Genomic DNA, 19995 nt, shown 5'->3' with positions numbered 1-19995 from the left:
CATGTGCGCGCAGGTGGTCAAAGCCTGCAGTTAAAGAGTTTGTCTGGGGAGTCATTAAATTGGCCAAAACAAAGTGTTTCTTTTTGCGGTTCGGTTTCACTGTGAAATCCGTTCTGCGGCTGCCCTGTTGATCGAAGGCAATGAACAAGACCGTCTGGCGGGTATGCGAGGGGTTCAGCCCGCCTGCACGGAAGTACAAGAGGGGACGGAATAAATGGCTATTCCAAATTCACTGGCCCGCGCGGCGAGAAACGCCGTCGAGACATCGCCTCTGCTGCGCGAAGCACCTCAGCCAGGGGCAAAGCAAAAACCGCAACTGCGGCGCTATGAAGTCAGTGCGTTACTGGAAAACGGGGACGTTTCGCAAACACGCCACATTGCACCCGCATTGCCAATGTTCGAAGATGCATTCTGTGCCTTCACGCGCGGTTCCTTAGTGGAAACGCAACAAGGGCCTATGGCTATCGAAGATCTGTTGCCCGGCGATTCAGTTCTGACGCATGGTGGATCATCTGAAACGGTGTTGTGGAAAGGCTCCGTTACGCTGATTCCGGGGCGCGAAGACTCACGCGGCCGAACTAGGCCTCTGACGCGAATCATGGCGGACACCTTTGGGATGCAAAAGCCGATGTCTGGCGTTATCGCTGGCCCAGCTGCTCGACTATTGAGCACACCGCCTCATCTGCGGCATTTGAATGGTGGTCAGCCGATGCTTACCCCAGTAAGCGAGTTTCAGGACGGAATGGGTGTAATCCAGACCCTCCCGCCGACGCCTGTCGAACTGTTTCACATCTGCTTGCGAAGACACTCTGTGATCCGCGTCGACGGACTGCAGTTTGAAACCTATCACCCTGGCTCAAATGCCGTTCGAACGATCAGTCATTCCTTGCGCTCCATTTATCTCAACTTATTTCACCACATAGATTCGTTGAGTGATTTCGGGCCGTTGCTGGTGCCGCGCGCCGGAGACGGCGAAATTGATGCAATAACCGCGTAATGCATTGATCATTAATGCTAGTGCGGGGGCATGATGCAGATTTTATTTAGTTGGGTGATCTATTTGACTGTGGTTTCATTGCTGCCGCCCTGCAAAGCTGACCAAACAAAAAACACGGTCAGGCGGTCCGGTTCATCCGTTCTTCCAAGACGTCAAATGGCACGCCTGGCTCGTCTTTTGCGCCTCGGATAACAAGTGACGTTTTTACGCTGGCCACATTGGGTGTCGTCAACAATTCACCCGTTAGAAACTGTTGGAAGCTGCTTAAATCTGGCGCTACGCATTTCAGGATAAAGTCCACTTCGCCATTCAACATATGACATTCCCGAACCAGCGGCCATGCGCGGCATCGTTCTTCAAAAGTGCTCAGTTCGGTTTCAGCCTGGCTCTCCAGTCCAACCATAGCAAAAACCTGAACTTCAAAACCCAATTCGCGGGCATCAACCTCAGCGTGATAACCACGTATATACCCTGCGTCTTCCAACGTGCGCACGCGCCGCAGGCATGGAGGTGCGGAAATACCAACACGTTTTGCAAGCTCGACATTAGTCATTCGACCGTCGGACTGCAGTTCAGCCAGAATTTTTCGATCGATCTCATCCAGCCGCGTCGTAACCATCAATGACTCCTGAAATGTACCAGTTCTTATAACAGCGCCCTGCTAATGCGCAATAATCTTTCGCCTCAGCGCAACATTCTGCATTTTGATCGCATTCCATCTCTTTTCTACGAAAACCTGGCATATCAACTTCATTGTTCAAAAGGGCTTTAAGCCCCCTGCTGCCGTCGCTATATCCAATCGCGGCGGGCTGCAGCCCGAGGCAGGCAGATTGAGTGGGGGCACCATGGCAGAGACACGACACACGAAGGTTCTGATTATTGGATCAGGGCCGGCCGGATACACCGCAGGCGTTTATGCAAGCCGCGCAATGTTGGAGCCCATATTGGTACAAGGAATTGAACCAGGCGGCCAATTGACCACCACGACCGAAGTGGAAAACTGGCCAGGCGACACCGAAGTCCAAGGCCCGGACCTGATGGTACGCATGCAGGATCATGTCAAGGCAATGGGCTGTGAGGTCATCGGCGACATCATCAATGACCTAGACCTAAGCAAACGCCCTTTCACAGCCACTGGTGACAGCGGTACGATTTACACTGCTGATGCGGTGATTTTAGCCACTGGCGCCCGTGCAAAGTGGCTCGGCTTGCCATCCGAAGAAAAATTCAAGGGCTTTGGAGTTTCAGCTTGTGCCACCTGCGACGGGTTCTTCTATCGGGGAGAGGAAATCGTGGTAATTGGGGGTGGCAACACTGCCGTCGAAGAAGCTTTGTTTCTGACAAATTTTGCCAGCAAGGTGACCTTAATACACCGCCGTGACGAATTGCGCGCCGAAAAGATCCTACAGGATCGGCTCTTGAAGAATGAAAAAATAGAACCTCTTTGGTTCCATGAGCTGGAGGAGGTCGTCGGCACTGATACACCGTTGGGTGTCGAAGCAGTTCGTGTGAGAAACGTGAATAGTGGGGAAATAACAGAGATACCCTGTAAAGGTGTCTTTGTCGCGATCGGTCACGCACCTGCGAATGAGCTGGTTAAAGACAGCCTCGAGACGCACATGGGCGGCTATGTCGTGACTAAGGCGGGCTCGACCGAAACATCGATTCCGGGCGTTTTTGCGGCGGGTGACTTAACGGATCATATTTATCGGCAGGCGGTCACCAGTGCCGGGATGGGCTGTATGGCCGCGTTGGATGCGGAAAAGTTTCTGGCGGAGCACGATTAAAAATTTTTCCTGCGCCTAATAGCAGGTTCACTGACCCAAGTGCGTCGGCAAACTGCGGTTGGGGTCTATTGACCCCTGCCCTTCACCATATCAGACTCGGCGTTAGTAGGGCACGATATGGATGATTTCATTGGAAAACGCACTTTGGCGCGGCGGATGGGCAACCCGACTTAGGATCGCAACTGGCCTGGTGCTGTTTGTGTTCGCGTTTTTCCACTTTATTAACATAGGCTTGGGACTGTTTCATACCGACCTGTTGCATGGGATGCAAGAAAGTCGTCAGTTGGTCTCGCGACATAATGTGTTCAGTGCCATATTTTATGTTGCTTTATTTATCCATGCTGCACTGGCTTTGCTATCTTTGGCCCAACGTCGGACGCTTCGGATGCCATTCAGTATGGCGTTGCAAGCTGTTCTCGGATTACTGATTCCCGTTCAGCTGATCGCGCATATTGTGCAAACGCGTTACGCTCATGAAATCTATGACGTCAATGACGAAATGGGATACATCATAATCTTGATGTGGCCCAGCACTGCCATCTGGATGCAGAGTTTGCTGATCCTACTGGTTTGGATACATGGGTGCATTGGCTTGCATATGTGGCTTCGTTTAACCGCTTGGTGGCGGGCAATTGTGCCATACCTAATTGGATTTGCCGTTTTTGTTCCGGGTTTTGCGCTCGCAGGGGTGTTGACCGAGGGGCGCCGATTGTGGGCAGACTTTGCCGACCCGTTATTACGCGAACAATATATTGAGCATTACAATTGGCCTTCTCCAGAAGAGTTCGATGCATTATTTGGCGTCACCGACACATCGATGACGGTATTCTGGTTGGCACTGGCTTTGACCGGATTGACTTATCTAGGACGCAAGTTTTGGCGCCGACGGCATTCCGTTCGGGTGCGTTATGTTAATGGCCCCGAGGTCGTTTCAGAAAAAGGCATGACCTTGCTGGAAATATCCCAGGCAAATGGCGTGCCCCACACGGCGTTGTGCGGCGGCAAGGGGCGTTGCACCACTTGCCGAATATTTGTCGAAGACGGCGGAGACCAATTACCGGCACCAAGTGACATTGAGGCCCGAAGCCTGTCGGCCGTCGGCGCACCAGATGGTATGAGACTGGCCTGTCAGGTACGCCCGACTGCACCTTTGACTGTGTTCCGAGTTTTTCGTCCTGACGGAGGGCGCGGCAGGGCTCATGCCAGTCAAGGGCAGGAAAGGCAGCTAGCGGTTCTTTTTTTGGATATGCGCGGCTTCACCGCCCTAACTGCCGGGCAGTTGCCATATGATATCGTCTTTCTGCTGAACCGGTTTTTCGACGCCATCGTACCTGCGATCACCGCAAATGGGGGCACAGTAGACAAGTACATGGGCGATGGTCTGTTGGCGATGTTTGAAACCCGAGACGCGGCCAGCTCCGCGTTGGCAGGCCTGAATGCCGCAGCGGGGGTTGGGCATGCCCTTGAGCGTTTCAATCAACAACTAAAGGCTGAGGGTAGTCCAGAAATCAGAATAGGCATGGGACTGCATTCAGGTGATCTGGTTCTGGGTGAGATTGGCGCAGCCAAACACGCGCCCCGAACAATAATCGGAGACGCAGTCAATGTGGCCAGCCGCCTCGAAGCAGAAACCAAAGCCCTGCGGGTCGAACTCCTCGTTTCCCAATCGGTCTTGCTTGCAGCTGGCCTTGATACAAACCCAGACGAACTGCGCGATTTCCAGCTTCGCGGCGTTTCCGAATCTGTGCCAGCGTTACCGGTAGAGAGGGCCTCGGATCTTGAACTACGATTAAAGCAAGAAGAACAAATTGCCTAACAGACGACCCCCAAGCTGAAAACAAGGGAAAATTCACCTGTCAAAAACTCCAGGTTTAGGAATTTTTCCCAAGTCCCGTAAAAACCTCATATTTCATCCTTTGTTTCGGGGGTTCTCTGGACTTTGTCGAAAGTCCGGGGCACATCGTTTGGCAACACTTCGAAAAACGTGAAAATCTAACAGATACGAGTATTCCTATGACGATGTTAAGCAACCTGGCACCAATCCCTGAGCTTTACGTGTCTTATGAGTCAGCTCAAAAACTTAAGGCCGAAGCAGCAGATCTGACAGGCTGGGATCTGACGCCGCGCCAGATCTGCGATCTGGAGCTGTTGATGAATGGCGGTTTCAATCCATTAAAAGGGTTCCTGAGCGAAGCTGACTACGACAACGTCGTAGATAATATGCGGCTTGCTGACGGTACCTTGTGGCCGATGCCAATCACGTTGGATGTCAGCGAGGATTTTGCCGAGCGGATTCAACTGGGACAGGACATTGCTTTGCGCGATCTCGAAGGGGTTATCCTGGGCACAATGACCGTGACCGACCGCTGGATGCCGGACAAGCATCACGAGGCCAAGATGGTCTTTGGCACAGATGACCAAGCGCACCCTGCGGTGAACTATCTGCACAATGCGGCCGGGAAAGTTTACTTGGGCGGCCCAGTTACAGGTATCCAACAGCCTGTCCACTATGACTTCAAAGCTCGCCGGGACACACCGAACGAGTTGCGTGCTTATTTCCGTAAACTGGGTTGGCGTCGCATCGTGGCATTCCAAACGCGAAATCCACTGCACCGGGCGCATCAGGAACTGACTTTCCGCGCTGCAAAAGAAGCTCAGGCCAACTTGTTGATCCATCCTGTCGTTGGGATGACCAAACCGGGCGACGTAGATCACTTTACCCGCGTGCGTTGTTACGAGGCCGTTTTGGACAAGTACCCTGCATCCACGACCTCAATGTCTTTGGTGAACCTAGCAATGCGCATGGCCGGCCCACGTGAGGCCGTCTGGCATGGCCTGATCCGCGCCAATCACGGTTGCACCCATTTCATCGTTGGCCGCGACCATGCTGGCCCTGGCAAAAACAGCAAGGGCGACGACTTTTACGGCCCGTATGACGCTCAGGATTTGTTCCGCAAATTCCAAGATGAAATTGGCGTCGAAATGGTTGATTTCAAACAGATGGTTTATGTGCAGGAACGGGCGCAATACGAACCTCATGACGAAATCCTGGACAAAGACCAGGTTACGATCCTGAACATCTCAGGCACTGAACTACGTCGCCGTTTGCGCGAGGGATTGGATATTCCGGAATGGTTCTCTTTCCCCGAGGTCGTACAGGAGTTGCGCAACCGCTTTCCACCACGCTCGCAACAAGGCTTTACCGTCTTTTTCACCGGTTTTTCCGGCTCGGGTAAATCCACTATTGCCAATGCGTTGATGGTCAAGCTGATGGAGATGGGTGACCGCCCAGTGACGCTGTTGGATGGCGATATAGTCAGGAAAAACCTTTCGTCCGAGTTGGGCTTTTCGAAAGAACATCGCGACCTGAACATCCGCCGGATCGGCTATGTCGCCAGTGAGATCACCAAAAATGGCGGAATTGCAATTTGCGCCCCAATTGCACCCTACGAGACCACCCGTCGCGCGGTTCGTGAAGAGATTGAGAAATTTGGCGCTTTCTGTGAAGTGCATGTTGCAACAAGCATTGAAGAATGTGAACGCCGCGACCGTAAAGGTTTGTACAAACTTGCCCGCGAGGGGAAAATCAAGGAATTCACCGGAATCTCTGACCCTTATGATGTTCCAGCAGATCCTGAGTTGCGCGTTGAAACAGAAAATGTCGAAGTGGACAATTGCGCCCATCAGGTTCTGCTTAAACTGGAGAGTATGGGCCTGATTGCAGGGTAAAATTAGGGTGGTGTCTTCATAGACACCCTTTTCAGGACAAAGCGACAGCATGGTACCAAGCGTTGGACATGCATCGGTGACTGTGCTGATGAAAAGGAACAGGCTGCTCTTGATATGTTGCCTAAACCGGGAGATCCACCTGCCCACGCATCAGGACGAATCCTTGACCAGCTACCTTTACGCCAGTCATTGCATCTGTTGGTCCTACACGGGTCACCGTTGCTTGCCCAGGCCGACCCATATCGTGTCCTTGCTCGGCTATGAAGGTATCTTTTTGCATTAAACCGTGACGCCAAAGATAGGCGGCCATGGCTCCAGTAGCGGAACCTGTAAAAGGGTCCTCGGGCGGGCTGGGCGGTACCATAAGAAGGCGTGAAAAGGTATCCCCTGCGATAGTCGCACCTTTCAGTGTCACCAGGAAAGGTTCGGCCAAATCCGAACCGGAAAGACCTACCGACTCTGCGATTTTGGACAATGGGTCCAAAGCAAGCCGCGCGGCGCGCAAGGCATCGTGGTCGCGCAGAATCGTGACGCAACAGGGCAGTCCGGTAGAAACAAATTGCGGTGGTGAAATTATAGCCTCTGCGGGTAGGCCTATCGCAGCAGCGACAAGATCAACCGGGACATAATCACCAAACTCGGGCGCGACCTGCGTCATCTCAATTTCATCACCTTTCAGGTGGATAGAGACGATTCCCGCACCTGTCTCCAGAGTTAAACTGTCGCCTGAAAACAGGTTACGTGCACGAAGTGCTTGAACCGTGGCAATCGTTGGATGCCCGGCGAAAGGAATTTCCCTGCTGGCCAAAAAATACCGGACACGAACATCAGCGATGTCGGATGGTCCGGTAAAGGTGCACTCCACCAAAGAGGTTTCGCGCACGAATGACGTGCAAACGTCATCCGGCAGATGCGCCGCATCATGAACCACGGCGCACCCGTTTCCACCAAATGGGCGGTCGGTAAACGCATCTACCCAATCAAAATCAAACCAGCTCATGATTATTCCCGCGTCTCCTTAAGTTGGCTCGGGGTCGCACCCCATCAGGGCACATCCATTGCCCGACCCGGCAGGAATGTCACGTCATTTATATAGTGAATTTTACCTCGTCGACGATTCAGTGTACCGGGACAGGAGACATATCATTCTGGCGCGCCAAAACGAATGCAAGCTTTCGGTCCGCTACCAGCGCCAATCGTTGTCCATCAGAATCGTGTACGGCATAAAGTTGGTCCAAATCGCCCGCCTGATCCCTAAGATCGCTTGGCAGGTCAGCAACCTCGACCGTTTTGACGTAAACGATGCGGTCACCTTCGGTGTTGAGTTCAATAGGTGTATTCATAGCCCTTACCCCTTTTTTATGTTGATTGTTTGCACCACGGTTTCAGGAACGGCGCGGGTCAGATCCACGTGCAACAGACCATTTTCCATTATCGCTTCGCCCACTTCGACCCCGTCGGCCAACACAAACATGCGCTGAAACTGACGTGCCGCAATACCACGATGCAAGAATATACGACCCTCGCTGTCGTCGTTTTGACGGCCACGGATCACAAGTTGACGATCCTCGATCGTAATCGACAGGTCCTCTTCGGCAAACCCTGCCACCGCCAGAGTAATTCGATATGAAAAATCAGAAGTCTGCTCGATATTGTAGGGTGGATATCCTTCGTTTCCGGCCTTTGCTGACCGCTCCAAAAGGCGTTCCAACTGCTCGAACCCCAAAAGATGCGGGTATGAGCCAAGAGTAAGTTTCGACACGTATATTCGTCCTTTTTTGCCAAAGCGACGTATGTGGCGGCCCCGTTCTGGCAACCGCTTGCAATAACATATGGGAACAATTCAGGATGTCCACAAGGGCTGGCCCGATTCAAATCAAGACACTATCTTGTGTGGGAAGCACCGCCAAAAACATGAGTCGCCCATGAATGCGCCCACTGACATTTCCATGAAGACTGACGAGGTTTTGAGGGTCGAACTCGAAGTATTTCGACGGCAACACCGCGATCTTGACGAAGCGATTGAAGCACTGCAGGCCAAGGGTACATCAGATCAATTAACAATAAAACGGCTGAAAAAGCAGAAACTTCGCCTCAAAGACATTATTAGATTGATCGAGGATCGTCTGACCCCAGATATCATCGCCTGAAAACCCTGCTCTACATTGCCACCAAGGTGGATTTGGCTATAGTGCGCGCTCTTTCTAAGGGCGGAGTGCTGGCGGATGGGCGAGATCAAAGTTGGAATCATCATGGGCAGCCAGTCGGACTGGTCCACCATGAAGGAAGCCGCCAATATTCTTGATGAACTGGGCATCGCTTATGAAAAACGCATTGTCTCAGCTCATCGTACCCCGGATCGGTTATGGGAATACGGAAAAAGCGCTGTGTCACGCGGGTTGCAGGTGATAATCGCCGGCGCAGGAGGAGCAGCCCATTTACCCGGCATGATGGCTTCGAAAACACGGGTACCGGTTCTCGGTGTTCCTGTGCAAACCCGCGCGTTGTCGGGCGTTGATTCACTTTATTCAATCGTTCAGATGCCCAAGGGCTTCCCGGTTGCAACAATGGCCATTGGATCGGCTGGAGCATCAAATGCAGGGTTGATGGCAGCAGGCATTCTTGCCTTACAGGACGAAGAGCTCGCCAAACGGCTGGACGCCTGGCGTGACGCGTTGTCCGCTTCTATTCCTGAGGAACCTGTTGATGAGTAAGGCACTGCAACCAGGGGCGAAAGTCGGGATTTTGGGTGGTGGTCAGCTTGGGCGGATGCTCTCGGTTGCTGCAGCCCGACTGGGATTTGCAAGCCACATCTACGAGCCCGGCCCTAACCCGCCTGCGGGCCAGGTGGCTGCCCATGTAACAACTGCCGCGTATGACGATGCCGATGCGCTGACATCCTTTGCTGCTTCGGTGGACGTCATCACTTACGAGTTCGAAAACATCCCGACCGAAACCTTGGACCTGCTGGAGGCTCACCGCCCAATCCATCCGGGACGCGAGGCTTTGCGTGTTAGTCAGGATCGTCTGACCGAAAAAGCCTTTCTGCAGGGTCTTGGGCTCCGAACAGCACCGTTCGCCGATGTCACCGATCTCGAAAGTTTGCGTATTTCAATTGAACAGATTGGTGCTCCAGCAATTCTAAAGACCCGCAGGTTTGGCTATGATGGAAAAGGTCAGGTCAGGCTGCTAAGACCCGAAGATGCTGAAACAGCGCTTTCGGAGATGGCCGGAGCGCCTGCCATCCTCGAAGGTTTCATCGACTTCAGCCATGAAATTTCAATTATTGCCGCGCGGGGATTGGACGGCCAAGTTTCATGTTTCGATCCGGGCGAAAACGTTCACCGCAATGGCATCTTGCATACGACGACAGTCCCGGCTCGTCTCCCACCCGCGATGCGCACAGACGCGGTTTTACTTGCGGCCAACATATTGAACGCGTTGGATTACGTGGGCGTAATGGGAGTCGAGCTGTTCGTGACAGCAGAAGGCCTGATCGTGAACGAGATCGCGCCTCGGGTGCATAATTCTGGACACTGGACGCAGAATGGATGTGCTGTGGATCAATTCGAGCAGCATATTCGAGCGGTTGCAGGGTGGCCTCTGGGCGATGGACAGCGTCATTCGGATGTGGTGATGGAAAACCTGATTGGCGACGACATGAATAGGGTGGCTGACCTTGTGCGGGAACGAGATGTGGCCTTACATCTTTATGGCAAGGCTGAGGTCAAGGCCGGTCGAAAGATGGGACATTTCAACCGCGTCATTCGCTGACGCGCCCTAAGAATACCCAGTAGGCCGTCATTGGATTTTAGGCAGCAAACCGTGTGGCAATGTCGCCCGACATATAACTTACCCGCCCAGCGGACAAAGTGGCCGCAACCCGGAACGTTTTGGAGTCCAATATCACCAAATCTGCACGTTTTCCGGTTGATAAAGACCCTCGATCAGTCTTTCCCAACACGCGCGCGGGGCCAGAAGATACGAGATTCCAAGCGCCAGCCAAATCCATAAGCCCGCTATTTGCCAACATCAGAGCCGCGCGACGCGGGCTTGGGTAATGGTAATCAGAAGCAAGGGCATCGCACAGACCCATCGAAATTAAGTCAAGCGCGCTCACGTTTCCTTTGTGCGATCCCCCGCGTACTACATTTGGGGATCCAAGTACGATGAAATCCCCTTCTTGCCGCGCCGCTTCTGCGGCAACAAGTGTTTCAGGGAACTCAGATATTCGTACTCCGCGCGTACGCCATTGCGATCTGGTTTCAGCGGTCGCGTCGTCGTGGCTACCCAATCGGACACCATTCGCGGCAAGGGCCATGCAAAGTTCATCCAATGCCGCAGGAACTTCGTTTCGGCGCGCATGTAAGGTCTTCAGCAACTCAAAGTGGTTCTCTGGACTGCGACCAGCTTTCAATGCTTGCCCGGTAAGTCGCGGTGGCGTGCGCCCTTCGGCCAGTCGGTCATGCGGCAAGTGATCATTGAAAACCAAATAGGGAACCTCCCACGCGGCGACGCGTTCAGGTAGTCCCGCGAAATCGTCAAGCATATGCGTTTCAAATCGCAACTGCGGGATCAGATCGGTAACAACACTATCTTTGACCTCAGAGATACCCCTGAAAACTTGATCAGCAAATTCCGGGCCGCGAACCCCGCCCTCCCAGCTGTGGAATTGGGCCAAGACAGCAGTCGTAATTCCATTTGCGGCCAGTTCCGCCTCAACCGAAAGTATGCCTTCGGCAATCTGCTTCATTGCTCCACGTCGCGGAGCAATATGGCGCTCGAACCCGTCACCATGCAGGTCAACTATTCCGGGTAAAACGATATACCCGGATAAATCTATGCAACGCCCAGTTTGTTTTGACTGCACCAAACCATCAGCAATGCTAAGGTCAGCGCGAGCTAAGCCATACTCCGGCAACAGCACATCTGCACCGGAAAACGTCAACTCCAGTGCCGTCATCTAGTCGAATCCGAAGCTGGTTCTGCACAATCTTGGCCAATACAGATTTCGTCGATCACGTCCAAAACCCCATCCAGCCAAGTAATTTGGGGGTCGAACTCTCCAAACTCGATAAAGTGAAGCGCTTGCGCCATCACACGTGGGTTATTCATCATAAAAGTATGTGTCACCGGCATTACGATGTGATCGGACATGCCGTCGACCTTGGTGGTCTCCACTGAGACTTTGCCATCATCTGGTCCATCAATCAGCGAGGAAAAGAAGGGATTCAGCGAGTTTTCACCGGCAATTACCCCGAGCTCAAATTCAACCGGCGGCAGGAGGCGTGGAACGCCTTCTGGACCGGTCCCCAATGCCAGCCCCGCAGGGCCGTGCAGCAGGCCAAAGACTTCCCAGTCCCCCAACTCGTCTACCAATTGACTACCCTGATTTGGCGGACCCAACATTACCACTCGGCCCAGATTTTCCGGCTGATTGTCTTGCATCCAGTAACGCAAAAGGATGCCGCCCATGGAATGCGCAACCACGTTGGCTTTGTCGTCCCCACAACCCATAAATGCTTCGGGCAACGTCTGGTTGGCCAAATCATATATCGGCAGGTCTGTCGAAGGATATCCGGGCCGCACAACTGTGTAGCCGTGCGCTTTGAAGAGCTGCTCCATAACAGAAAATGAAGCCTCAGTGCGTGCCAAGCCGTGCAACAGGACAACGCATTTCGCGCTGACCGCTGCCGGAACTAAAAAGAAACACGTGGCGAGAAGCAACTTCATGCCCGCTAGTTAAGGGCTGCGCCGTCCTGATGGAAGCCCTAGCGGCGCGGCAAGCGGCCCACCGCCAACCCAATACCGCCCAAAACCATGACTGCACCGAGTAACAGTTCAAAAGATGCGACCTCGCCTAACAACAGCACGCCTCCGATGATGGCAATGACGGGAACACTAAGTTGTACGACCGCAGCTATTGCGGGCGAAAGTCCGGGCAGAACACTATACCACAAGGCATATCCCATCCCAGATGTCACTGCGCCAGACAAGGCAGCCAGGACAAAACCCATACCTGTCATTTGCCAGTACATGCCCGAGATTTTCAAAGCGATGGCGGTCACTGGCAACGCCACGACAAAGTTTGCCGCAGTGCCAGACAACGCATCAGGTTCGGACCGCCCAGCCAACGAATACGCCGCCCATCCTATGCCAGCACTGGTCATTAAAAGAGCGCCTTTGGTGTCAACTTGCACAGCGCCGGTCGGCCATAGAACGTATGCAAGCCCGAACAAGGCTATACCCGCGCCGATCAGTTGACGGGACGTGGGCACCAGCCCAGTCAATGCCGTAAAAGAAAACATAGAAATCTGCACGACCCCAAACAGGATCAGTGCGCCCAGGCCTGCATCAAGCGTTACATAAGCCAATGAGAAACCGACCATGTAGACAGACAGCGCGCCTGCTCCGATCACGCGTCGACGATGTAGCACGGGCAGTTTTTTACCGCTCCAAAGCACCAACGCAGCAAGCGTCAACGCACCTGTAAGAACCCGAACCATCGCAAAACCAGAGGGATCGGCCGCCCCGCTGTCAATCGCCAAGCGATTGAGGATAGAGTTCGCCGCAAATGCACACATAGTCAAAGCGGTCAAAAGGAACAGTCTCATATCCACCACATATCGGTTCAGGCCACCTTTGCACACTCTGAATCGGCGGACAGCGATGCCGGTTTGATTGTTGGTATTTCGGAACTTAATCTGAAATCGGTTGTGCCAAAAACGAAACGGGGCCGCCCAAGGGCGACCCCGCGGACAAGTCTGAGACCTGAGCAGATTACATCATGCCGCCCATTCCGCCCATGTCAGGCATACCGCCGCCTGGCGCTGCACCTTCTTTGGCAGGTTTGTCTGCAACCATCGCTTCGGTGGTAACCAACAGGCCCGCAACCGATGCCGCATCTTCCAGAGCGGTACGGACAACTTTGGCCGGGTCGATGACGCCGAACGAGAACATGTCGCCATATTCTTCGGTCTGTGCGTTGAAGCCGAACGCGGCATCTGAGGACTCGCGAACCTTGCCAGCAACTACGGCACCGTCCACGCCAGCGTTTTCAGCGATCTGACGCATCGGCGCCTCGATCGCCTTGCGGACGATGTTGATACCAGCGTTCTGGTCCGCGTTTGCGCCTTCCAGTTCGTTCAGTGCTTTGCCTGCCTGAACCAGCGCAACACCACCGCCCACAACAACACCTTCCTGAACGGCAGCGCGGGTTGCGTTCAGAGCATCGTCAACACGGTCTTTACGCTCTTTCACTTCAACTTCGGTCATGCCGCCGACGCGGATAACAGCAACACCTCCTGCCAGTTTGGCAACGCGTTCTTGCAGCTTCTCACGGTCGTAGTCAGAAGAGGTTTCTTCGATCTGGGTGCGGATCTGAGCAACACGTGCTTCGATCTCGGCTTTCTCGCCTGCACCGTCAACGATGGTGGTTTCGTCCTTGGTGATTTCGATCTTCTTGGCAGTGCCCAGCATGTCCATTGTGACATTTTCAAGCTTCATGCCCAAGTCTTCGCTGATGACCTGACCACCGGTCAGGATCGCGATATCCTGCAGCATGGCCTTGCGACGATCGCCAAAGCCAGGTGCTTTGACAGCCGCGATTTTCAAGCCGCCACGCAGTTTGTTCACAACCAAAGTTGCTAGCGCTTCGCCTTCAACGTCCTCTGCGATGATCAGCAGCGGCTTTTGCGACTGGATCACCTGCTCAAGCAGCGGAACCATTGGCTGTAGCGAAGAGAGTTTCTTTTCATGCAACAGGACGATGCAGTCGTCGAGTTCTGAGATCATCTTGTCTGCGTTGGTGACAAAGTAAGGCGACAGGTAACCACGGTCGAACTGCATACCTTCGACAACGTCGGTCTCGGTTTCCAGACCTTTGTTTTCTTCGACGGTGATAACACCTTCGTTACCAACCTTCTGCATCGCGTCTGCAATCTGCTGGCCGATCTCTGCTTCGCCGTTGGCCGAGATGGTACCGACCTGTGCCACTTCTGCCGAGTCTTTGACTTCGCGCGAAGCCGCTTGGATTCCCTCAACAACCTTGGCGGTCGCCAGGTCGATACCGCGCTTCAGGTCCATCGGATTCAGTCCGGCAGCAACCTGCTTCAGGCCTTCTTTGACGATAGCCTGAGCCAGAACGGTTGCCGTAGTGGTACCGTCACCGGCTTCATCATTGGTGCGGCTGGCGACTTCTTTCACCATCTGCGCGCCCATGTTTTCGAACTTGTCTTCCAGTTCGATGTCCTTGGCGACAGTTACGCCATCTTTGGTGATGCGAGGTGCACCGAAAGACTTGTCCAGAACCACATTGCGCCCTTTAGGGCCCAGGGTCACTTTTACCGCGTCGGCCAGGATGTTTACACCCGCCAGCATACGGTTACGGGCATCGGTGTCGAACTTGACGTCCTTTGCAGCCATTTCGTTTCTCCTTGAGAAATTATGTTGTGATGAAGATCAGAGAAAGCATTCGGCTTACTCAATGATCCCCATGATGTCGCTTTCTTTCATCATCAGTAGCTCTTCGCCGTCGATCTGAACCTCGGTGCCCGACCATTTGCCGAACAAAATCTTGTCGCCAGCTTTAACAGCCATCGCGATCAATTCGCCGCTGTCCTTGCGTGCTCCCTCGCCGGTCGCAACGACTTCGCCTTCACTTGGCTTTTCTTTTGCGCTGTCGGGAATGATCAGGCCGCCTGCGGTTTTTTCTTCGCTTTCCACGCGACGAACCAGCACACGGTCATGAAGCGGTTTCAATGCCATCTTTGCAGCTCCTTGGGCTCAAAGTTTGTTTATCCTCCCCTCGCCAAAATGCGAGGCGTTAGCACTCGACGTCTCCGAGTGATAACGACGCATAGCTAGGGGTTGATCGGGGACGAGTCAACAATGTCAGGAAAATTTTTTAGTGTACGCTCGTCAACGGATTGCTCAGCTGGTTTCTTCCCAGCTATAAGCCCAGTGTTTCAAACCTTCGGACCCGGCGGCGGTCAGGGTATAGATGCCTATTTCTACCTTTTCAAACCATCCGTAGTGATTGTCACGCATCAACCGAGTCGCTCCACTTACACCGGTTGAGCCTGCGACTTCTGAGCCTTTTGTCGCCCCATGTTCGGCCAAATAAGCGGCGCACTTCAGAGCATCCTGACGATACGCCGTCACAATTCCATGCCGCGTTGCCCCTCCCGCGTTCGGATCGCCTGAGAGCCGGTCAAATTCGCGTAACAATCGGACAGACTTGCTTCGATTTTTACGCGGCGCATATGGTCCGGGGTCACATTGTACTTCGACCCTGCCATCGGGTTTAACTGTAATCAGCCCAAGCCCTAGTCGACGGCACAAAGACAGATTATCTCGGAGAGCACGCCGAGCAGTGCGACCTTTAGGTTTGCAAACCGCTATATATACCTGATCCGTTATCGTGAGTCGCGAAATTGCCTGATGAAACAAGGCCAAAGTGAACCTCAATTTCAACTCTACAATAATGGGCGGATCATCGCCCTTGACGGCGACGATATCTGCAGCGCCAACCTCGCCTTTAACTGTGTACCCCTGACGCTCTAACAGAGCCTTGACGGGGGGATAGAGATCCTGCTCGCGGTCCATGGGACCATGCTAGGCAGATTGGCAGGGAATGCCAGACCCGGTCCTGAAAACATATCGTCTTGCATGGATTAAAGTCAGGGGGCTAAAACCTCACTGTGACCATCGTGGACAAGGCAGAAAGATAACTATGCGCGTGTTGACTCTACTCACTTGCTTACTTCTGCCGATTTCGGCTTACGGAGCCTGCGAAGGACGCGATCTGCGGCTGGAAATGTCATCTGAGGAAAGGGCAGCATTGGACAAAGCGTTGTCTTCAATTGTCTTCCCCGAAGGCAACCATTGGATAGCTCGGAAAGACAATACGGTGTTACATTTGATCGGCACGTTGCACACCAATGACGAAAGGATGGGCGACGTGGTCGAAAGGCTGACGCCAACCTTGTCAAAGGCAGATGCCTTCTACTTCGAAATCACTCAGGAAGAAATGGACGCTTTCGAGCGGGATCTGGCGCAGGATTTTAGCCCAGTAATGATTACCTCGGGCCCAACACTGATCGATCTGATGGCCGAAGAAGAATGGGCGGCCCTATCCGCAAATCTGGCAGAGCGTGGAATTCCAGGGTGGATGGCCGCCAAAATGCGGCCTTGGTTCCTGAGCATGATGCTAGGCATTCCACCTTGCCTGATGGAAACACCGGATTTCGACCGAGGCATGGATGCCCGCCTGACTGAGATAGCCAAAGAGCACGCGATCCCAAGACACTCTCTGGAAAGCGTCGAAGAGTTAATTGCCATGTTCGACAGCCATTCACTGGAAGAACAGGTGCAGTCTTTGGTCAGGCTGGCAGGCGCGCTGCAGTCAGGTGATAACCAACTCATAACCATGGCAAATACTTATCTCGAGGAAAAGCACGCGGAAATCATTCAATTGGCGAAAATACAGGGACAAAAGGCCTCAGGCCTGACGCCCCAGGAATTTGAGGCAGAGTGGGAAGGTTTTGAAGACCAGCTGCTTGTGCAACGAAACAACAATTGGCTGCAAAAAATTCTGCCTTTGAAAGACCAAACAGTAGTCATCGCAGTAGGCGCCGGGCATCTGGCGGATACTCACGGCCTGTTGCGCCAACTTGAGTTGGCTGGATACAAACTGGAAAGAGCACCGTTCTAACCTGCGGTCCAAGCCAGACCAACCGTCGCAGCCCCGTCCTGTCACGTGACAACAGGTTCTGCCAGCCCTATAAGGCCCGCAAATCGTACATCCTCAGGACACTGATATGACAATCCAAGTTTTTGGCCATAAATCACCCGACACTGACTCGACTGGTTCTCCTATAGTTTGGGCTTGGTATCTGAACGAAGTAAAAGGCGAACAGGCCGAAGCCGTGCTGTTGGGCGAACCCAACACCGAAGCTGCCTTTATGCTGGATCGTTGGGATCTGCCAAAGCCACGCATTATCGACGAGGTTACCGAAAGCGCGCCTGTTGTCATCGTTGATACGAACAATCCAGCAGAGTTGCCCGACAACATAAACCAAGCTGATATCCGCGCGATCATCGACCACCATAAGTTGGTTGGTGGGCTGGAAACGAAGGGTCCGATCGACATCACCGTACGCCCACTGGCATGTACAGCGACCATTCTGGTTGATCTGATGGGCGAAGACGCGGCTAAAATGCCTGACTGGGCCAAGGGCGCAGCGCTGACTTGCATCCTGTCCGACACTCTGGAGTTCCGCTCACCCACAACCACCCCGCACGATCGTAAAGTGGCCGAGAGCCTTGCAGCGGAACTTGGATTAGATATCTCGTCCTATGCCGCTGAGATGTTTGCGGCAAAATCCGATGTCTCTTCTTTCTCGGACGCCGAGTTGATCCGAATGGATAGCAAGGAATATGAGGTCGATGGAACCAAGTTCCGAGTCTCAGTTCTGGAAACTACCGCGCCTGGTGTCGTACTGGATCGCAAGGCGAGCTTGGTAGAAACTATGATCGAGGTGTCGAAAGAAGACGGTGTCGATCAAGTCCTTTTGTTCGTTGTCGACATCCTGAATGAAGAGGCAACCTTGTTGGTGCCCAACGACGTGGTCAAATCAGTGGCTCACAAGAGCTTTGGCGTGACAGTGGAAGGCGACTCTGTTGTTCTGCCGGGCATCATGAGCCGGAAGAAACAAATCATACCAAACCTTAAAGTGTAATACGCGATCTCAAAGCGCCCTACATGGGCGCTTAGTCTTCTTAATGCATCCGCGCGCGAAAGCCTTTCAGCATGATGAAAAAAGATTTCTCGTGAGTCTTTCTGAGTGCCAAAAAATTTCTGTTGTTGTGCGGAAGATAACAAGGCCTCCTATAGCCAATCATAGAAGCCTCTGTCATAGGGATCGGTACATGATACGTCCCGCCCCATGAGGAACCCATGACCCAAATCATCTCCACGCTTTCGGAAATCTCCAATCGATACAAAGCACTCTTTGTCGATTTGTGGGGCTGCGTTCACAATGGTATTACAGCCTATCCCGAGGCCGTAGCAGCATTGCAAGCCTATCGCGCAACAGGTGGTCGTGTAGTTCTGGTGACCAATTCCCCTAAGCCCCGCGCAGGTGTTGCAGAACAACTTGTCCAATTCAATGTGCCGCGCGACACTTATGATACCATCGCTACAAGTGGCGACTCGGCGAGGTCAGCAATGTTTCGCGGCGCGGTCGGTGAAAAAGTCTATTTTATGGGCGAATGGGAACGAGACGCCGGTTTCTTTGAACCGCTGAAACTGCTGGATCATCCATTGCATATTGAACGCGTACCACTTGACCAGGCTGACGGGATCGTCTGCTGCGGACCTTTTGATCCAATGGCAGACCCGGCGGTAAACAGACCGGACTTCCTTTATGCCAAACAGAAGGACATGAAGTTACTTTGCGCGAACCCCGATATCGTCGTTGACCGCGGCGAGGTGCGCGAATGGTGCGCGGGGGCGTTGGCAAAGCTTTACACCGAGATGGGCGGTGAGAGTCTGTATTTTGGAAAACCACATCCGCCTATCTATGATCTGGCGCGGCGCAGGCTATTGGAACTCGGGGCAGACATTCCGGACTCAGATATTCTTGTGATCGGAGACGGGCCGCAAACTGATATTGCTGGCGGCATGGGCGAAGGCCTCGATTCTTTGTTCATTACTGGCGGATTATCCGCTGTTGAAACGAAAACGTCGCTCCACCCCAACGAAGATGCCTTAAGATCCCACAACGAAAAAGAAAATATCAATCCAACTTACTCGATTGGGCGTTTGCGGTAGATAAAAAAGACTTGATTTTCTGCAACTGCGAAGTAATAAAGTTGCCAACTGAGCGCAATTGACGGTCTTTTGTTGCTCAGACCATTCTTGATGAGGGCATCATGTTGGACAATCTTCCTCGCGGGACGATCTGCATAGAAGACATCGAAATGGGTATGACCCGGTACCTGCGCAAAGTAGTAACCGACGAAGATATCGAGATGTTTGCGCAGGTCTCGACCGACAGAAACCCTGTGCATCTGGACGATGACTACGCGCGCGACACGATTTTTGAAGGTCGTATTGCTCATGGCATGCTAACAGCCGGTTTGATCTCAGCCGTAATTGGCGAACAGCTTCCCGGCCACGGAACGGTGTATATGGGCCAATCCCTGAAGTTCCTCGCACCCGTTCGCCCCGGAGACATGGTTTATGCCGAGGTCAAAGTGATCGATATCGACTTTTCCAAGCGTCGGGTTAAGCTGGATTGCCATTGTTCGGTTGACGGTAAGAAGGTATTGGTTGGCGAAGCCATGGTGCTTGCGCCTTCTCGCAAGTTCGACTGATTTTCGTACAAAACAACTTTGTTTTGGGCGCTTTAGACCCCGCAGGTTTACCCATTGCGGATGGATTATCCTTTCAAAGTTGGTCGATAAGACAGATAGTTT

The 19995-nt window shown here is 53.2% G+C and carries 21 protein-coding genes; 11 read left to right on the top strand and 10 right to left on the bottom strand.

The features are described 5' to 3' along the window. Nucleotides 1–214 precede the first annotated feature (214 nt). Nucleotides 215–997, top strand: coding sequence for a Hint domain-containing protein (locus GOV45_RS12985; RefSeq protein ID WP_170478447.1), 783 nt, complete (start codon nt 215–217; stop codon nt 995–997). A 118-nt stretch (nt 998–1115) separates the two neighbouring features. On the opposite strand, the gene GOV45_RS12980 is transcribed toward GOV45_RS12985, so the two are convergent. Next, the gene (locus GOV45_RS12980; RefSeq protein WP_170478444.1) at nt 1116–1616 is read right to left on the bottom strand and encodes an Lrp/AsnC family transcriptional regulator; all 501 of its coding nucleotides are present in this window, start codon (nt 1614–1616) and stop codon (nt 1116–1118) included. A 226-nt stretch (nt 1617–1842) separates the two neighbouring features. On the opposite strand from GOV45_RS12980, the gene trxB reads away from it, so the two are divergent. The 3 genes from trxB to GOV45_RS12965 all read left to right on the top strand — a co-directional run bounded on the left by trxB (nt 1843) and on the right by GOV45_RS12965 (nt 6513). After that, complete coding sequence (trxB, locus tag GOV45_RS12975) at nt 1843–2784, top strand: thioredoxin-disulfide reductase (protein ID WP_170478441.1); 942 nt, start codon at nt 1843–1845, stop codon at nt 2782–2784. A 130-nt stretch (nt 2785–2914) separates the two neighbouring features. Then, entirely contained in the window at nt 2915–4600 is a 1686-nt protein-coding gene (locus tag GOV45_RS12970) for an adenylate/guanylate cyclase domain-containing protein (RefSeq protein ID WP_170478439.1), read from the top strand. Between the two features lie 197 nt (nt 4601–4797). Continuing rightward, nucleotides 4798–6513 carry a bifunctional sulfate adenylyltransferase/adenylylsulfate kinase gene (locus GOV45_RS12965; protein ID WP_170478436.1) on the top strand — a complete coding sequence of 572 codons (1716 nt, stop codon included), beginning with the start codon at nt 4798–4800 and terminating at the stop codon, nt 6511–6513. A 121-nt stretch (nt 6514–6634) separates the two neighbouring features. On the opposite strand, the gene GOV45_RS12960 is transcribed toward GOV45_RS12965, so the two are convergent. The 3 genes from GOV45_RS12960 to GOV45_RS12950 form a co-directional block, all read right to left on the bottom strand. Continuing rightward, nucleotides 6635–7513, bottom strand: a complete 879-nt coding sequence (locus GOV45_RS12960; protein ID WP_170478435.1) for a PhzF family phenazine biosynthesis protein — start codon at nt 7511–7513, stop codon at nt 6635–6637. 118 nt (nt 7514–7631) lie between these two features. Next, entirely contained in the window at nt 7632–7856 is a 225-nt protein-coding gene (locus GOV45_RS12955) for a DUF1150 family protein (RefSeq protein ID WP_170478432.1), read from the bottom strand. Between the two features lie 5 nt (nt 7857–7861). Beyond that, nucleotides 7862–8275: an Hsp20 family protein gene (locus tag GOV45_RS12950; protein ID WP_170478429.1), complete on the bottom strand. Its 414-nt coding sequence runs from the start codon at nt 8273–8275 to the stop codon at nt 7862–7864. 163 nt (nt 8276–8438) lie between these two features. On the opposite strand from GOV45_RS12950, the gene GOV45_RS12945 reads away from it, so the two are divergent. The 3 genes from GOV45_RS12945 to GOV45_RS12935 all read left to right on the top strand — a co-directional run bounded on the left by GOV45_RS12945 (nt 8439) and on the right by GOV45_RS12935 (nt 10287). Continuing rightward, nucleotides 8439–8663 carry a YdcH family protein gene (locus tag GOV45_RS12945; protein ID WP_170478426.1) on the top strand — a complete coding sequence of 75 codons (225 nt, stop codon included), beginning with the start codon at nt 8439–8441 and terminating at the stop codon, nt 8661–8663. Nucleotides 8664–8738: 75 nt separating this feature from the next. Further along, complete coding sequence (purE, locus tag GOV45_RS12940; RefSeq protein ID WP_170478423.1) at nt 8739–9227, top strand: 5-(carboxyamino)imidazole ribonucleotide mutase; 489 nt, start codon at nt 8739–8741, stop codon at nt 9225–9227. Continuing rightward, nucleotides 9220–10287, top strand: a complete 1068-nt coding sequence (locus GOV45_RS12935; protein WP_170478421.1) for a 5-(carboxyamino)imidazole ribonucleotide synthase — start codon at nt 9220–9222, stop codon at nt 10285–10287. The genes purE and GOV45_RS12935 overlap by 8 nt, the downstream gene beginning before the upstream one ends. A gap of 37 nt (nt 10288–10324) precedes the next feature. On the opposite strand, the gene GOV45_RS12930 is transcribed toward GOV45_RS12935, so the two are convergent. From GOV45_RS12930 to GOV45_RS12905, 6 genes are all read right to left on the bottom strand, one after another. After that, on the bottom strand, nt 10325–11476 hold the full coding sequence (locus GOV45_RS12930; protein WP_170478418.1) for an alpha-D-ribose 1-methylphosphonate 5-triphosphate diphosphatase: 1152 nt from the start codon (nt 11474–11476) through the stop codon (nt 10325–10327). Then, on the bottom strand, nt 11473–12246 hold the full coding sequence (locus tag GOV45_RS12925; protein ID WP_170478416.1) for an alpha/beta fold hydrolase: 774 nt from the start codon (nt 12244–12246) through the stop codon (nt 11473–11475). The genes GOV45_RS12930 and GOV45_RS12925 overlap by 4 nt, the downstream gene beginning before the upstream one ends. Nucleotides 12247–12284: 38 nt before the next feature. After that, a complete protein-coding gene (locus tag GOV45_RS12920; protein ID WP_170478413.1) occupies nt 12285–13127 on the bottom strand; it encodes a DMT family transporter in 843 nt (280 codons plus the stop codon). 166 nt (nt 13128–13293) lie between these two features. Next, complete coding sequence (groL, locus tag GOV45_RS12915; protein ID WP_170478410.1) at nt 13294–14937, bottom strand: chaperonin GroEL; 1644 nt, start codon at nt 14935–14937, stop codon at nt 13294–13296. A 54-nt stretch (nt 14938–14991) separates the two neighbouring features. Beyond that, the gene (gene groES / locus GOV45_RS12910) at nt 14992–15279 is read right to left on the bottom strand and encodes a co-chaperone GroES (protein ID WP_170478407.1); all 288 of its coding nucleotides are present in this window, start codon (nt 15277–15279) and stop codon (nt 14992–14994) included. Nucleotides 15280–15444: 165 nt separating this feature from the next. Beyond that, nucleotides 15445–16119, bottom strand: coding sequence for a DUF2161 domain-containing phosphodiesterase (locus GOV45_RS12905; RefSeq protein ID WP_170478405.1), 675 nt, complete (start codon nt 16117–16119; stop codon nt 15445–15447). 127 nt (nt 16120–16246) lie between these two features. On the opposite strand from GOV45_RS12905, the gene GOV45_RS12900 reads away from it, so the two are divergent. The 4 genes from GOV45_RS12900 to GOV45_RS12885 all read left to right on the top strand — a co-directional run bounded on the left by GOV45_RS12900 (nt 16247) and on the right by GOV45_RS12885 (nt 19893). Then, nucleotides 16247–17227, top strand: a complete 981-nt coding sequence (locus GOV45_RS12900) for a TraB/GumN family protein (RefSeq protein WP_170478401.1) — start codon at nt 16247–16249, stop codon at nt 17225–17227. Between the two features lie 106 nt (nt 17228–17333). Next, a complete protein-coding gene (locus GOV45_RS12895; RefSeq protein WP_170478398.1) occupies nt 17334–18254 on the top strand; it encodes a manganese-dependent inorganic pyrophosphatase in 921 nt (306 codons plus the stop codon). A gap of 218 nt (nt 18255–18472) precedes the next feature. Then, nucleotides 18473–19348, top strand: a complete 876-nt coding sequence (locus GOV45_RS12890) for an HAD family hydrolase (RefSeq protein WP_170478395.1) — start codon at nt 18473–18475, stop codon at nt 19346–19348. Between the two features lie 101 nt (nt 19349–19449). Continuing rightward, nucleotides 19450–19893: a MaoC family dehydratase gene (locus tag GOV45_RS12885; protein WP_170478393.1), complete on the top strand. Its 444-nt coding sequence runs from the start codon at nt 19450–19452 to the stop codon at nt 19891–19893. The last annotated feature ends 102 nt before the right edge of the window (nt 19894–19995 follow it).

Origin of the sequence: Ruegeria arenilitoris (genome assembly GCF_013035425.1) — a bacterium.
In the GTDB taxonomy this organism is placed as follows: Bacteria; Pseudomonadota; Alphaproteobacteria; order Rhodobacterales; family Rhodobacteraceae; genus Ruegeria; species Ruegeria arenilitoris_A.
The sequence above is the reverse complement of the archived record's forward strand: the minus strand, read 5'-3'. Positions and strand labels throughout refer to the sequence as shown.